General features: G+C 70.1%; 11 protein-coding genes. 6 read left to right on the top strand and 5 right to left on the bottom strand.

What is annotated here, in order from left to right:
• The first annotated feature begins 3 nt into the window (after positions 1–3).
• Genes VSR71_RS31420 through VSR71_RS31410 form a run of 3 tightly spaced genes read left to right on the top strand, consistent with a single transcriptional unit; the run spans position 4 to position 4,776 of the window.
• Entirely contained in the window at positions 4–3,402 is a 3,399-nt protein-coding gene (locus VSR71_RS31420) for a DUF802 domain-containing protein (RefSeq protein WP_342917462.1), read from the top strand.
• Positions 3,399–4,049, top strand: a complete 651-nt coding sequence (locus VSR71_RS31415) for an OmpA family protein (RefSeq protein ID WP_342917461.1) — start codon at positions 3,399–3,401, stop codon at positions 4,047–4,049. The genes VSR71_RS31420 and VSR71_RS31415 overlap by 4 nt, the downstream gene beginning before the upstream one ends.
• Entirely contained in the window at positions 4,042–4,776 is a 735-nt protein-coding gene (locus VSR71_RS31410) for a DUF2894 domain-containing protein (RefSeq protein ID WP_342917460.1), read from the top strand. Before VSR71_RS31415 ends, VSR71_RS31410 begins: the two co-directional genes overlap by 8 nt.
• Here VSR71_RS31410 and VSR71_RS31405 read toward each other — a convergent pair.
• Complete coding sequence (locus tag VSR71_RS31405; protein ID WP_342917459.1) at positions 4,773–5,621, bottom strand: amidohydrolase family protein; 849 nt, start codon at positions 5,619–5,621, stop codon at positions 4,773–4,775. The genes VSR71_RS31410 and VSR71_RS31405 overlap by 4 nt on opposite strands.
• Positions 5,622–5,740: 119 nt before the next feature.
• Here VSR71_RS31405 and VSR71_RS31400 point away from each other — a divergent pair, with 119 nt between their 5' ends.
• From VSR71_RS31400 to VSR71_RS31390, 3 genes are all read left to right on the top strand, one after another.
• Positions 5,741–6,490: a GntR family transcriptional regulator gene (locus VSR71_RS31400; protein ID WP_342917458.1), complete on the top strand. Its 750-nt coding sequence runs from the start codon at positions 5,741–5,743 to the stop codon at positions 6,488–6,490.
• A gap of 50 nt (positions 6,491–6,540) precedes the next feature.
• A complete protein-coding gene (locus tag VSR71_RS31395) occupies positions 6,541–7,536 on the top strand; it encodes a tripartite tricarboxylate transporter substrate binding protein (RefSeq protein WP_342917457.1) in 996 nt (331 codons plus the stop codon).
• Between the two features lie 64 nt (positions 7,537–7,600).
• Positions 7,601–8,590 carry a tripartite tricarboxylate transporter substrate binding protein gene (locus VSR71_RS31390; RefSeq protein WP_342917456.1) on the top strand — a complete coding sequence of 330 codons (990 nt, stop codon included), beginning with the start codon at positions 7,601–7,603 and terminating at the stop codon, positions 8,588–8,590.
• Positions 8,591–8,791: 201 nt separating this feature from the next.
• Here VSR71_RS31390 and VSR71_RS31385 read toward each other — a convergent pair whose 3' ends face one another.
• The 4 genes from VSR71_RS31385 to VSR71_RS31370 form a co-directional block, all read right to left on the bottom strand.
• Positions 8,792–9,778, bottom strand: a complete 987-nt coding sequence (locus VSR71_RS31385; protein ID WP_342917455.1) for a tripartite tricarboxylate transporter substrate binding protein — start codon at positions 9,776–9,778, stop codon at positions 8,792–8,794.
• A gap of 81 nt (positions 9,779–9,859) precedes the next feature.
• Positions 9,860–11,146, bottom strand: coding sequence for a phosphopyruvate hydratase (eno, locus tag VSR71_RS31380; RefSeq protein WP_342917454.1), 1,287 nt, complete (start codon positions 11,144–11,146; stop codon positions 9,860–9,862).
• A 14-nt stretch (positions 11,147–11,160) separates the two neighbouring features.
• Positions 11,161–12,576: a pyruvate kinase gene (pyk, locus tag VSR71_RS31375; RefSeq protein WP_342917453.1), complete on the bottom strand. Its 1,416-nt coding sequence runs from the start codon at positions 12,574–12,576 to the stop codon at positions 11,161–11,163.
• Complete coding sequence (locus VSR71_RS31370) at positions 12,573–13,859, bottom strand: glycerate kinase (protein ID WP_342917452.1); 1,287 nt, start codon at positions 13,857–13,859, stop codon at positions 12,573–12,575. Before VSR71_RS31370 ends, pyk begins: the two co-directional genes overlap by 4 nt.
• Positions 13,860–13,970 lie beyond the last annotated feature (111 nt).

The raw sequence follows: 13,970 nt of genomic DNA, 5'->3' as shown, positions 1-13,970 counted from the left end.
CCCATGAACCGATACTTCTTCCATCTTGTTGTTTTCCTGGCGGGCCTGGCGGCCGTGTGCTGGATCGCCGCCGGCTATGCGGGCTCGAATGCGCTGGCGTTGTCGGTCACGCTGCTGATCGGCGCCTGCTACGTGGCCGGCGCCAATGAGCTGCTGCGCTACCGGCAGGCCACGCTGGGGCTGGCGCATGCGGTGCAGGGCCTGTCCGATTCGCCGGCAAGCCTGGATGGATGGCTGGAGCGCCTGCCCGCGGGGCTGCGCAACGCCGTGCGCCTGCGCGTCGAAGGCGAGCGCGTGGCGCTGCCGGGACCGGCGCTGACGCCGTACCTGGTCGGCCTGCTGGTGTTGCTGGGCATGCTCGGCACGTTCCTGGGCATGGTGTCGACGCTGCGCGGCACCGGCATGGCGCTGGAAACCGCGACCGACCTGCAGGCGATCCGCGCTTCGCTGGCGGCACCGGTGAAGGGGCTGGGCTTCGCCTTCGGCACCTCGGTGGCCGGCGTGGCCACGTCGGCCATGCTGGGCCTGCTGTCGGCGCTGTGCCGGCGCGAACGCGTGCAGGCCGCGCAGGCGCTCGATGCGCGCATTGCCACCACGCTGCGCCCCTATTCGCGCAGCCACCAGCGCGACGAGTCGTTCCGGCTGCTGCAGCGCCAGGCCGATGCTATGCCGGCGCTGGTCGACCGGCTGCAGGCCATGATGGCGACCATGGAACAACAGAACCAGGCCATGGCGCAGCGCCTGGCGGCCAGCCAGGAAGCCTTCCACGGCAAGACCGAAGCCGTGTACACGCAGCTGGCAAGCTCGGTCGGACAATCGCTGAAAGACAGTGTTGCCGACAGCGCGCGCGCGGCCGCCACGGCGATCCAGCCGGCCGTGGAAGCGACCATGGCGGGCCTGGCGCGCGAGACCGCCGCCATGCGCGACGCCGTCGCGCAGTCCGTGCAGCAGCAACTCGAAGGCATCTCGGCGCGCTTCGCAACCTCGACCGCCAGCGTCGCCGGGATCTGGAACGAAGCGCTGGCGAGCCAGCAGCGCGGCAACGAAGCCCTGGCGGGCGAGCTGCGCGGCGCGCTCGACGGCTTTGCGCAGACGTTCGAGCAACGTTCCGCAGGCCTCGTCGAGCAGGTGGCGGCCCGCCTCGAAACCACCTCCGCCAGCACCGCGCAGGCGTGGACCGAGGCCCTGTCGCAGCACGCCCGCACCGGCGAGAAGCTCGCCGCCGACAACCAGCAGGCGCTGGCCGCCGCCACGGCGGCATTCGAACAGCACGCGGCGTCGCTGGTACGCACCGTGGGCCAGTCGCACGCGGACCTGCAGGCCGGCCTGGCATCGCATGATGAACAGCGCCTGGCCGCATGGGCCGGCACGCTCGGCGGCATGACCGAGGCGCTGCGCCAGCAGTGGGACCAGGCCAGCGCGCAAGCCGCGAGCCGCCAGCGGGAAATCAGCGAGACGCTGGCGCAGACCGCACGCGAGATCGGCGCGCAGGCCCAGGCGCATGCCAGCGGCACCATCGCCGAAATCGAGCGGCTGGTGCAAGCCGCCGCCGACGCGCCCAAGGCTGCCCTCGCGCTGCAGGCCGAACTGGCCGCACGCGACGGACAACGCCTGGCCGCGTGGACGGATTCGCTCGGCGCCATGGCCACCGGCCTGCGCGAGCAGTGGGATCAGGCGAGCGTGCAAGCCGCCAATCGCCAGCAGGAGATCTGCGCCGCGCTGGCGCAGACCGCAAACGACATCTCCGCCCAGTCGCAGGCGCATGCCAGCGGCACCATCGCCAAAATCGAGCGGCTGGTGCAGGCCGCCGCCGACGCACCCAAGGCGGCGCTGGCACTGCAGGCCGAACTGAGCGCGCGCGACGAGCAACGCCTCGCCGCCTGGACCGAAGCGCTTGGCAACATGGCCACCGGGCTGCGCGGGCAATGGGAACAGGCGAGCGCAGAGAGCGCGAGCCGCCAGCAGGAAATCTGCGCCGCGCTCGCGCAGACCGCCAGCGACATCTCGGCGCAGGCACAGGCCCACGCCAGCGGCACCATCGCCGAGATCGACCGGCTGGTGCAGGCTGCCGCCGACGCGCCCAAGGCCGCCCTTGCGCTGCAGGCCGAACTGAGCACGCGCGACGAACAACGCCTGGCCGCCTGGACCGAAGCGCTTGGCAACATGGCCACCGGCCTGCGCGAGCAATGGGATCAGGCGAGCGTGCAAGCCGCCAATCGCCAGCAGGAGATCTGCGCCGCGCTGGCGCAGACCGCCAATGACATCTCCGCCCAGTCGCAGGCCCACGCCAGCGGCACCATCGCCGAGATCGACCGGCTGGTGCAGGCTGCCGCCGACGCGCCCAAGGCGGCTCTGGCGCTGCAAACCGAACTGAGCACGCGCGACGAACAACGCCTGGCCGCCTGGACCGAAGCCCTCGGCGCGATGGCCGCCACGCTGCGCCAGGAATGGCAGCAGGCCGGCGCGCAGACCGCCACCCGCCAGCAGGAAATCTGCGCAGCGCTGGCGCAGACCGCACAAGCGATTTCCGCCGAATCGCAGGCGCACGCCAGCGGCACGCTGGCCGAGATCGAGCGGCTGGTGCAGGCCGCCGCCGAGGCGCCCAGGGCCGCCGCCGCGCTGCAGGCTGAACTGGCCACGCGCGACGAACAGCGCCTGGCGGCCTGGACCGGCCACCTCGACGGCATGGCCGCCTCGCTGCGCGAACAATGGGAACAGGCCGGCAGCCACAGCGCCAGCCGCCAGCAGGAGATCTGCGACGCGCTGGCGCAGACCGCGCGCGACATCACCGCGCAGGCCGAGGCGCACACCAGCAGCACTATCGCCGAAGTCGCGCGCCTGCTGCAGGCGTCCGCCGAAGCGCCCAGGGCCGCGGCCGAAGTCATCGCCGAACTGCGCCAGAAGCTCACCGAAGGCATGGCCCGCGACAACGCCATGCTGGAAGAACGCAGCCGCACGCTGGAAACGCTGGGCACGCTGCTCGACGCCGTGAACCACGCCTCCACCGGCCAGCGCGCCGCGGTCGACACGCTGCTCGCGACCACGTCCGAGCTGCTGGAACGCGTCGGCGGCCGCTTCACCGAGCAGGTCGAGTCCGAGACCGGCCGCCTGGCGCAAGCCGCGGCGCAGGTCACCGGCAGCGCCGTCGAGGTGGCGAGCCTGGGCGAAGCCTTCGGCGTGGCGGTGCAGATGTTCAGCGCGTCCAACGACAAGCTGTCGGAGCAGCTGCAGCGCATCGAGGCCGCGCTCGACAAGTCGATGGCGCGCAGCGATGAGCAGCTGGCCTACTACGTGGCGCAGGCGCGCGAAGTGGTCGACCTCAGCATGCTGTCGCAGAAGCAGATCCTGGAAGACCTGCAGCAGCTGGGCGGCCGGCAGGCACCGCGCGCAGAGGCGGCATGAAGGACGACTACATCGACGCCGGCGCCGAACCGGCGGTACCGGCGTGGGCGGTCTTCGGCGACCTGATGTCGGTGCTGCTGGGCGCGTTCGTGCTGGTCCTGCTGGGCGTCATCGGCGTGCAGCTCGAACTGTCGGCGCGGCTTGAGGACGAGGTGCGGCAGCGGCAGGAAGAGGCGCAGCGCCGCCAGACGCTGGAGCAGGCGCTGGCCGGCCCGCTCGCCGCCGGGCGCGTGACGCTGGTGAACGGGCGCATCGGCATCAGCGGCAGCGTGCTCTTTGCCTTGAACTCCGACCAGCTGCAGCCCGAGGGCCGCGAGCTGTTGCGCAGCCTGGCCGCGCCGCTGTCGGCCTACCTGCGCACGCGTGACGAGATGCTGATGGTCAGCGGCTTTACCGACGACCAGCAGGTACGCGAGGGCAACCGCCGCTTCGCCGACAACTGGGAACTGTCGGCGCAGCGCGCGCTGACCGTGACGCGCGCGCTGATCGATGCCGGCGTGCCGCCCGCGTCGCTGTTCTCGGCGGGCTTCGGTTCGCAGCAGCCGGTCACCACCAATACCGATGCCGGGAGCCGCGCGAAGAACCGGCGCGTGGAAATCGCGCCGGTGCCGCGCGTGACCATGGGAACGGGGAAGCCTCGTGGCTGAAGACGTCGCCGCAAGCGTGCGTGCGCAGCTCGATGCCTGGCGCGACAGCGATGCCGCCGGCGTCGACCCGGTGCGCTTCCGGCTGATCGAAGCGCTGGCGCGGCGTTCGGCCGGCCATGACGGCGCGGTGCGGCAGATGCTGGACGCGCGGCTGGCGGCGCTGGTCGACAGTTACCGCCAGGCCGTGGCGCAAGACGCTGCGGGACGCGAGGCAGTTGCGGCAACGGTACAGGATGCAACCCAGGATGCAACCGCGGTAGCGGCCGCCACGCTTGCCGGCCTGGTCAGCTATATCAACGCCAATACGCGCGCCGCGAACATGGCGTCTGCGCCGGCCGCCTCTGCGCCGGGCATTCCCGCACCGCGCACCCCTGCGCCGCGCGCCGCCGCACCAGTGCGCGCCCTGCGTCCCGAACCCGAGCCGGAACTGGTCGACTATTTCCGCGACACGTGGTCGCGCGTCAGCGTCAGCCGCCAGCTGCGGCAGGCGCAGGCGCAGTTGCCGGGCAATGCCGGGCCGCTCAATTCCGACCATCTCGTGCATCGTGCGCTGACGCTGATGCACGAGCTGTCGCCAGGCTACCTGGAGCAGTTCTTTTCGTATGTCGAGGCGATGGCGTGGCTGGAACAGCTGCATCGCGGCGGCGCACCGGCCGAGAACGAAGCAGTGCGGGCCACCAGCGCGAAGAAGAGCACCCGCGCCAGGCCGCGCAAGGCGGCAGGCTAGTCCGCCGCTCCTGGCGCGATCGCAAACCCGTAGAGCGCCGCGGCATTGCGCCAGCGCAGCGATTCATTCAGCGAAGCATCCGCCGCCCCGGAGCCGGGCCAGCGGCTGACTTCGGCGCACTCTCCCGCCCGCTCGCCGGCTTCATGATTGGTCCACGGCCAATCGCTGCCCCACAGCAGCCGATCGGCACCGGCCACTTCCAGCCAGCGCTGCGCCAGTTCGCGCCACGCCCCTGGCGCCACCAGCCGGTATGGCGCGCTGCACTTGACCCACACCTGCCGATGCGCCCGCACCGCCGCGGCGACGCTGAACACCGGATCCGCCACGCCCGCTGCGCCCGGCCTGCCAAAATGGTCCAGCACCACCGGCACGCCTGACTCGCCCAGTACGCCATCCAGCGCGGCCAGCACCGTGTTGCCGTCGCCGTTGTCGGTATGAAGCTCGACATGCCAGCCCAGCGCGGCAATACGCGCGAACAATGCGCGCCACGGCGCTGTGCCGATGCGCTGCCAGCCGGGATCGCGATAGAGGTTCAGCCGGATGCCGCGCACGCCGGCGCCGTCCAGCTCGCCCAGCGCCGCATCGGATACGCCGGGATCGACCACCGCGACGCCGCGCAGCCGCGCTGGCATGGCGCGCAGCGCCGCCAGCAGCGCGGTGTTGTCGGTACCGAGAAAGCTGGTCTGCACCACCACGCCGAACGGATCGCCAAGCGCCCCGGCCAGCCGCTGCCAGTCCGGCAGCGTGGCGGCATAGGGGGGCCGATAGCGGGCGGAGGGCGCGGCCGGGCCGGCATCGAAGATATGGAAGTGGCAGTCCACCACCGGCGTTGCGGGTTGATTCATCTGTCTGCCCTGCTGTGCACGGGTAATTCCGGATAGGGGAAGCAAGCCCGCGTCAGTATTCTAGTCCTCTAGAGGACATCAATAACAATTTAGCATGGCTCCAGACCGACGGACAACCGATGGCGGACATTGACCTGCTTCAGAAAATCACCAGCGCGGCCGGCCTGAGCCGGTATGGCCAGATCGCCGCACAGCTCCAGGCGCGCATTGTTGCCGGCGACTGGCCGCCGGGCGAGGCGATACCCGCCGAGGGCGCGCTGGCGAAAGAATTCGGCATCGCGCTGGGGACGATCCGGCAGGCGATCGCCGTGCTGGTGCAGGAAGGGCTGCTGGAACGCGTGCAGGGCCGCGGCACCTTTGTGCGCAAGGGCTTGAGCGGCGCCAGCCCGATGCGTTTCTTCCGCTTCGGCGCCGCCGACGGCGCCGCCACGGTGCCCCGCTCGGAAATCCTGTCGTGCCGCGCCGTGCGCCTGGACAAGGCCATGGCGGAGCGCTTCGAACTGCCATCCGGAGCGCGCGGCCTGGCGATCACGCGGCGCCGCTGGCTGGATGACAAGCCGCGCCTGCTGGAATCGATCTGGCTGCCGCTGCCGCGTTGCGAAGCGCTGCAGCAGCTGCCGGTATGGGAATGGGGCGACCTGCTGTATCCGCTGCTCGGCAGCCAGTGCGGCATCACCGTGCACCGCGCGGTCGACGAGGTCACTTTCCGCACGCTGGCGCATGACGAGGCCGAGTTGCTGGAACTGCCGGATGCACACCCATGCGCGGTGGTGACGCGGCATGCCTTCGATCTGCGCGGCACCTGCATCGAATACCGGCTGACCCGGGGCGATGCCTTCGCTTTCCGCTATACCGCGGACATCCGCTAGTAATCCGATACCCGATCCAATACCCGATCCGCATCCGAGGAGACCGTTTCATGCATTCCATCAAGGCGATGGCCGCGGCCATTGGCGCGGCCGGCATTGTGCTGCAACTGCTGCAACCTGCGCCGGCGCAGGCAGTGGAGAGTGCCGCCACGTGGCCGTCGCGGCCCATCACGATCGTGGTCACGTATCCGCCGGGCGGCGGCGCCGACCTGATGGCACGGCTGATCGCGCCGGGCCTCGGCCGCGAACTCGGCCAGTCGGTGGTGGTGGAGAACCGCCCCGGCGCCGGCGGCCAGATCGGCGCTGCCTATGTCGCCAAGGCGGCGCCGGACGGCTACACGGTGATGGTCGATGCCTCTTCCTACGCCGTGAATCCCAGCCTCTACGCCAGGCTGCCCTACGATCCGGCCAGGGCGTTCAAGCCCGTCGGCGTGCTGGCGCGCTATCCCAACGTGCTGGTCGCCACGGCCAGCTTCCCGGCCGCCAGGGTCGGCGACGTGCTGGCGATGGCGAAGCAGAAGCCGGGCGAGGTGGCGTTTGCCTCCTCCGGCAATGGCTCGGCGCAGCACCTGGCCGGCGTGCTGTTCGAGCAGCGCGCGGGCGTGGACCTGCTGCACGTGCCGTACAAGGGCGGCGGCCCGGCCATGACCGACGTCATCGCCGGGCAGGTGCCGCTGTTCTTTGCCAACGTTGCATCGAGCCTGCAGCACATCAAGGCCGGCAAGCTCAAGCCGCTGGCGGTCACCAGCCACCAGCGCACCAGCGCGCTGCCGGGCGTGCCGACGATGCAGGAGGCCGGCGTGCCCGGCTACGAAGTCTATGAGTGGAATGCGGCCTTCCTGCCGGCGGCCACGCCCGAACCGATCGTCGCCAGGTTTGCCGAAGCGTTGCAGAAGGTCATGCACAGCCCCGAGACGCGGCAGCGCGTGACCGAACTGGGCGGCGAGGTGGTGGCCGCGCCGCCGGCCCAGGCGCAGCAATTCATCGACGGCCAGGCCCGGCTGTGGGCCAAGGTGATCAAGGACGGCAACGTCAAGCCCGAATGAAATGGATCGCCGGCATCGGCTGCCGCGCCGCACTCACTACGACTGGATACTCACGGAGACCCGCATGACCCGCATCAACCCCACCCGCCGCCAGTTGCTGCAAGCGAGCGCGGCACTCGGCGCCAGCGCCCTCTTCCCCTCGCTCGCCCGCGCCCAGGCGTGGCCGTCCAAGCCGGTCCGGCTGGTGGTGCCGTTCGCGCCGGGCGGCAGCTCGGAGATCGTCGCGCGCTCCACCGCGGCGGAACTGACCAAGCTGCTGGGCGTGTCGGTGTTCGTGGAAAACAAGCCGGGCGCCGCCGGCAATATCGCCATGGGCGAAGTCGCGCGCGCCGAGGACAACCATACGCTGATCCTCGGCCATATCGGCACGCTGGCGGTGAACCCGTTCATCTTCCCCAAGCTCCCGTACGACCCGGTCAAGGACTTCCGTCCGATCTCGCTGCTGTCCAAGGTGCCGAGCCTGTACGTGGTGCACCCCGACGTGCCGGCGAAGAACCTGAAGGAGTTCGTGGCGCTGGCCAAGAGCAAGCCGGGCAAGCTCAACTACGGCTCGGCCGGCAATGGCAGCGCCGGGCACCTGGCGTTCGAATACCTGAAGGCGGCGACCGGCACCTTCATCACGCACGTGCCGTACCGCGGCAGCGGCCCGCAGATCACCGACCTGCTGTCCGGTCGGCTGGAAGCGGCCGCAGTGGGCGCGCCGGCGATCCTGCAGTTCATCAAGACCGGCAAGGTGCGCTGCATCGCCACCGGCACCACGCAGCGCATCCCGCAGCTGCCGGATGTGCCGACCGTGGCCGAGCAAGGCTATCCCGGCTTCGAGATGACGCAATGGTACGGGCTGCTCGCGCCCGCGACGCTGCCGCAGCCGGCCGCGGACAAGCTGGCGGAGGCAACCATCAAGGCGGTCAGGAGCCAGAGCTCGGTCGAGCGGCTGAGCGCGGACGCGGCCATCGTGGTGGGCAATACGCCGGCGGAGTTTGCGCGGTTTATCGCGCAGGAACAGCAGCGCTGGAAGCCGATCATCGCGCGGGCGCAGATCAAGCCGGATTGAGCCGTTTTGCCTTGACCAACCAACTGCGTGCTCCCTCTCCCGCTTGCGGGAGAGGGTTGGGGTGAGGGCGGGGAGTGTCGACGGAGTGATGCGGTATCGTGCTTGGCGAAGGCCCGCCCTCACCCCCGACCCCTCTCCCGCAAGCGGGAGAGGGGAGCAAACCGCGCGCCTGTTGACAGGGTGTCACCCTGTCGCCCGCCATCACTCGATCGTCACCTTCCCGTCCTTCACCAGCTTCGCGAACTTCACTGTCTCGTCCTGGATGCGGCGCGCGAATTCCTTCGGCGTGCTGGTCATCGGCTCGGCGCCGATGGCCTGCATTCGCTGCTGGAAATCCGGCGATTTCACGATCCTGACGATCTCGGCGTTGAGGCGTGTCACGACCGGCTCCGGCGTGGCGCCCGGCGCCAGCACGCCGAACCACGTGCCGATGTCGAAGCCCTTCAGGCCGGCTTCTTCCAGCGTGGGCACGTCCGGCAGCACCGTCGAACGCTTTGCCGTGGTCACCGCCAGCGCGCGCAACTTGCCCGACTTGATGTGCTGCAGCACCGGCGTCAGCGTGTCGAACGACATCGTCACCTGCCCGCCCAGCAGGTCCGTGGTCAGCGGACCGCTGCCCTTGTAAGGCACGTGCAGCAGCGGCGCGCCGGTGGCGGCCTGGAACTGCGTGCCGATCAGGTGCTGCGCGGTGCCGTTGCCGTTGGAGCCGTAGGCGAACTCGGGCGAGGCGCGCCTGGCCAGCGCCACCAGTTCGCTGACATTCTTCGCCGGCGTCTTGGCGGCGTTGATCACCAGCACATTGGGCACCATCGCCACCGGGGCCACCGGCGCGAGGTCTTTCTCGAAGCTGTAGGGCAGCTTCTTGTACACGCTGGTGGCGATGGTGTGGTGCACCGCGCCCATCAGCAGCGTGTAGCCGTCCGGCTTGCTCTTGGCGACATAGTCGGCGCCGACCGTGGCGCCCGCGCCGGGACGGTTCTCGACGATCACCGGCTGGCCGAGGCTCTTGGAAAGCTGGTCGCCCAGCGCGCGCGCGAGCACGTCGGTGGTGCCGCCCGAAGGGAACGGCACGACCAGGGTGATGGGCTTGGCCGGCCAGGCTTGCGCCATGGCGCCACCGCAGAGGGCGAGGCCGGCAGCGGCCAGGGTCAATGCCGATACTCGGCGCAGAATGTCAGTTGCACGCATGTCTTGTCTCCTGTCTGATGGTTTTTCAGCAAGCCTTGCTGGCTTGTCTGTCGGTTGCTGGGTCGGTTGCTGGCCCGGCCACTAGCGCAGCTGGCGCAGCGCGCCCCTGCCGGCGAAGGCCGCGGCGCAGCCCAGTTCCGCTTCAATGCACAACAGCCGGTTGTACTTGGCCATGCGGTCGGAACGGCTCAGCGAGCCGGTCTTGATCTGCGTAGCCGCGGTGCATACGCTCAGGTCGGCGATGGTGGTGTCCTCGGTCTCGCCGGAGCGGTGCGAGATCACCGACGCATAGCCGGCACGCTCGGCCACGTCGATGGCCTGCAGCGTCTCGGTCAGCGTGCCGATCTGGTTGGGCTTGATCAGGATCGCGTTGGCCACGCCCTGCGCGATGCCTTCGGACAGGATCGCGGCGTTGGTGACGAACAGGTCGTCGCCCACCAGCTGCACCTGCGCACCCAGTTTTTCCGTCAGCAGCCGCCAGCCTTGCCAGTCCTGCTCGGCCATGCCGTCTTCGATGGTGACGATGGGGTACTGCCGCACCCAGCTGGCCAGCAGGTCGACAAAGCCTTCCGCGTCGCAGCTGCGCCCTTCCGAGGCCAGCACGTAGCGGCCGTCGGCATGAAACTCCGAGCTGGCCACGTCCAGGCCCAGCGCGATTTCGCGGCCGGCCTGGAAGCCGGCGGCCTCCACCGCTTGCAGGATCACTTCCAGTGCATGCTCGTTCGAGGCCAGGTCCGGGGCAAAACCGCCCTCGTCGCCGACCGCGGTGGAGAAGCCGCGCTCGCGCAGCACACGCTTGAGCGTATGGAACACCTCGGCGCCCCAGCGCAGCGCTTCGGAAAAGCTGGGCGCGCCCACGGGCAGGATCATGAACTCCTGCATGTCGACGCTGTTGTCGGCATGCGCGCCGCCGTTGATGATGTTCATCATCGGCAAGGGCAGGCGCGTCTCGGCGCGCCCCGCCCCAAGCAAGCGGTACAAAGGCACGCCTGCCGATGCCGCAGCCGCCCGCGCGGTAGCCAGCGAAACGGCGAGCAACGCATTGGCGCCCAGGCGCGACTTGTCGACGGTGCCGTCCAGCCGGATCAGGCACGCATCCACCTCGGCCTGGTCCGCTGCCTGCATGCCGGCGAGCGTGCGGGCGATATCGACGTTGATATGCTGCACGGCCCTGCGCACGCCCTTGCCGAGATAGCGGCGCGGATCACCGTCGCGCAACTCCAGCGCCTCACGCGAGCCGGTCGAGGCGCCGGACGGCGCTGCCGCGAACCCTTCCGCGCCATCGGCCAGCAGCACGCGCGCGGCCACGGTGGGATTGCCGCGCGAGTCGAGGATCTCGTAGCCGAGGATTTCCTTGATGACAGTCATGTGCGTTCCCCTGACTAGACCTGCGCGATACGCAGCAGGTTGGTGGTGCCCGTGACGGTGAACGGCAGCCCCGCCGAAATCACGATCGACTGGCCGGCCTCGCCGAACTGCTCCTTGAGCACGGTGCGGCTGGCCACTTCGGTCATCTCCACCACGTCGACCACTTCATGGCAGAGCACCGCATGCACGCCCCACGCCAGCGCAAGGCGGCGCGCGGTGGCAAGCCGCGGTGTCATGCCGAGGATCGGCACCTCGGGCCGTTCGCGCGCCATGCGCAGCGCGGAATAGCCGGAGCTGGTATAGGCCACGGCCGCGGGCGCGCCCAGCAGGCTGGCCACGTGCCGCACCGCGTAGCCGATCGCGTCGGCAGCGTCGGCGCGCGGCGCCGAATGCGAGGCCTGGATGGCTTCGTGGTAGTGCGGGTCGGATTCGGTGCGGGTGATGATGCTGTCCATCATCCGCACTGCTTCGAGCGGATAGCGGCCCGACGCCGATTCCGCCGACAGCATCACCGCATCGGCGCCGTCATAGATGGCGGTGGCAACGTCGGAGGCCTCGGCGCGCGTCGGCACGGGAGCGGTCACCATCGACTCCAGCATCTGCGTGGCCACGATTACCGGCTTGCCGGCCTTGCGGCAGGCCCGCACGATGCGCTTCTGCAGCGACGGCACCTGCTCGGCGGGCATTTCCACGCCGAGGTCGCCGCGCGCCACCATGACCGCGTCGGAGGCTTCGACGATCGCCTCCAGGCTCTGGATCGCGGCGGGCTTTTCCAGCTTGGCGACGATGCCGGCGCGGCCATCGACGATCTGGCGGATCTCCTCGATATCGTCGGCGCGCTGCACGAACGACAGCGCCACCCAGTCCACGCCCAGCGACAGCCCGAAATCCAGGTCGGCGCGGTCCTTCCCGGTCATGGCCGACAGCGGCAGCACCACGCCGGGGACATTGACGCCCTTGCGGTCGGACAGCGTGCCGCCGTTGACGACGATGGTCTCGGCATAGTCGGCGCCGCAGCGCTCCACGCGCAGTCGCACCCGGCCGTCATCGATCAGCAATTCGGCGCCCGGCTGCAGCGCCGCGAAGATTTCCGGATGCGGCAGGCTCACGCGCTGCGCCGTGCCCGGCACGGCCGCATCCAGATCGAGCCGGAATGCTGCCTGCGCCGCCACCTGCACCGGGCCATCGGCGAAGGTGCCGATGCGCAGCTTGGGACCCTGCAGGTCGAGCAGCACGCCGATCGGGCGGCCGCGCTGCTGCTCGATCGCGCGGATGGCGTGCAGGCGCTGCTTGTGGTCTTCATGCGAGCCATGGCTGAAGTTGAGCCGGAACACATCGGCTCCCGCATCGAACAGCTGGCCGATGGTGGCCGGGTCCGAACTGGCGGGCCCAAGCGTGGCCACGATCTTTGCGTTGCGAAGGCGTCTCATGTGTTGGCTCCGGAAGCGCGCGTCAGCAAGATCGCGCGAAAGTCATTGACGTTGGTCAGCGTGGGGCCGGTCACGACCGCATCCCCAAGCGCCTCGAAGAATCCATGGCCGTCGTTGGCGGCCAGCGCATCCTGCGGGTGCAGGCCGGCGCGCCATGCGCGTTCCAGCGTGTCGGGGCCGATCACCGCGCCGGCGATCTCTTCCTGCCCGTCGACGCCGTCGGTGTCGCCGGCGATGGCATGGATGCCGGCCTCGCCGCGCAAGGCCAGCGCCAGCGACAGCAGGAACTCGACATTGCGGCCGCCCCGGCCGCTGCCGCGCACGGTGACTGTGGTCTCGCCCCCGGACAGCAGCACGCACGGCGCGGCAAAGGGCTCGCCATGTCGGGCGCCGGCCAGCGCGATGCCGCCCAGCACCTTGCCGACATCGCGGGCTTCGCCCTCGATGGCGTCGCCGAGCACATGCACTGCGTAGCCGGCGTCGCGGCCCACCTGCGCGGCGGCCTGCAGTGCCAGCCGCGGCGTGGCGATCCACTCGGTGCGGATGCGCGGCAGGCGCGGGTCGCCGGGGTTGAGCGTCTCGGCCGCGTCGGACCGCAGTGCGGCCAGCACATGGCCTGGCAGATCGATGGCGTATCGCCTGATGATCGCCAGCGCATCGGCACACGTAGTCGTGTCGGGCACGGTCGGACCGGAGGCGACGTCGATGGCGTCATCACCCGGCACGTCGGAAATCAGCAGGTTCAGCACCTGCGCGGGGTGGCACGCGGCGGCCAGCCTGCCGCCCTTGATCGCGGACAGGTGCCGGCGCACGCAGTTCATCTCGGAGATGGTCGCCCCCGACTTGAGCAGCGCGCGGTTCACCTGCTGCTTGTCGTCCAGCGTGATGCCGGCCAGCGGCAGCGGCAGCAGCGACGAGCCGCCGCCGGAGATCAGGCAGATCACGAGGTCGTCCTCGCTGAGGCCGGACACCAGTTCCAGCATGCGGCGCGAGGCGGCCAGCCCGGCATCGTCCGGCACCGGGTGCGCGGCTTCGGCGATCTCGATACGCGAGCAAGGCACCGCGTAGCCGTAGCGCGTCACCACCAGCCCTTGCAGCGGGCCTGGCCACGCCGCTTCCAGCGCTGCGGCCATGGCCGCCGAGGCCTTGCCGGCACCGATGACGATGGTGCGGCCTCGCGGCGGTGCGGGCAGGTGGCGTGCCAGCGTGCGGGCCGGCTGCGCGGCGCCGATAGCCGCGTCGAACATGCGCCGCAGCAGCACGTCGGGATCGATCGTTGGCATGGTCACGGCGCGCAGTCGGCGAGCAAACGCGGCGGGCAAATCCATTTTTGGATCATGGCTGTCTCCTGCGGATTCGGTGTTTCATCAGGCAATGCGCTCCCGGCGCAGCTC

Origin of the sequence: Cupriavidus oxalaticus, from assembly GCF_038900635.1 — a bacterium.
GTDB lineage: Bacteria > Pseudomonadota > Gammaproteobacteria > Burkholderiales > Burkholderiaceae > Cupriavidus > Cupriavidus oxalaticus_B.
The sequence above is the reverse complement of the archived record's forward strand: the minus strand, read 5'-3'. Positions and strand labels throughout refer to the sequence as shown.

Bases quoted from the DNA above. Each gene is read 5' to 3' on its own strand.
- VSR71_RS31420 (WP_342917462.1), top strand. From the start codon at position 4: ATGAACCGATACTTCTTCCATCTTGTTGTTTTCCTGGCGGGCCTGGCG.
- VSR71_RS31415 (WP_342917461.1), top strand. From the start codon at position 3,399: ATGAAGGACGACTACATCGACGCCGGCGCCGAACCGGCGGTACCGGCG.
- VSR71_RS31405 (WP_342917459.1), bottom strand. From the start codon at position 5,621: ATGAATCAACCCGCAACGCCGGTGGTGGACTGCCACTTCCATATCTTC.
- VSR71_RS31400 (WP_342917458.1), top strand. From the start codon at position 5,741: ATGGCGGACATTGACCTGCTTCAGAAAATCACCAGCGCGGCCGGCCTG.
- VSR71_RS31395 (WP_342917457.1), top strand. From the start codon at position 6,541: ATGCATTCCATCAAGGCGATGGCCGCGGCCATTGGCGCGGCCGGCATT.
- VSR71_RS31390 (WP_342917456.1), top strand. From the start codon at position 7,601: ATGACCCGCATCAACCCCACCCGCCGCCAGTTGCTGCAAGCGAGCGCG.
- VSR71_RS31385 (WP_342917455.1), bottom strand. From the start codon at position 9,778: ATGCGTGCAACTGACATTCTGCGCCGAGTATCGGCATTGACCCTGGCC.
- eno (WP_342917454.1), bottom strand. From the start codon at position 11,146: ATGACTGTCATCAAGGAAATCCTCGGCTACGAGATCCTCGACTCGCGC.
- pyk (WP_342917453.1), bottom strand. From the start codon at position 12,576: ATGAGACGCCTTCGCAACGCAAAGATCGTGGCCACGCTTGGGCCCGCC.
- VSR71_RS31370 (WP_342917452.1), bottom strand. From the start codon at position 13,859: ATGCCAACGATCGATCCCGACGTGCTGCTGCGGCGCATGTTCGACGCG.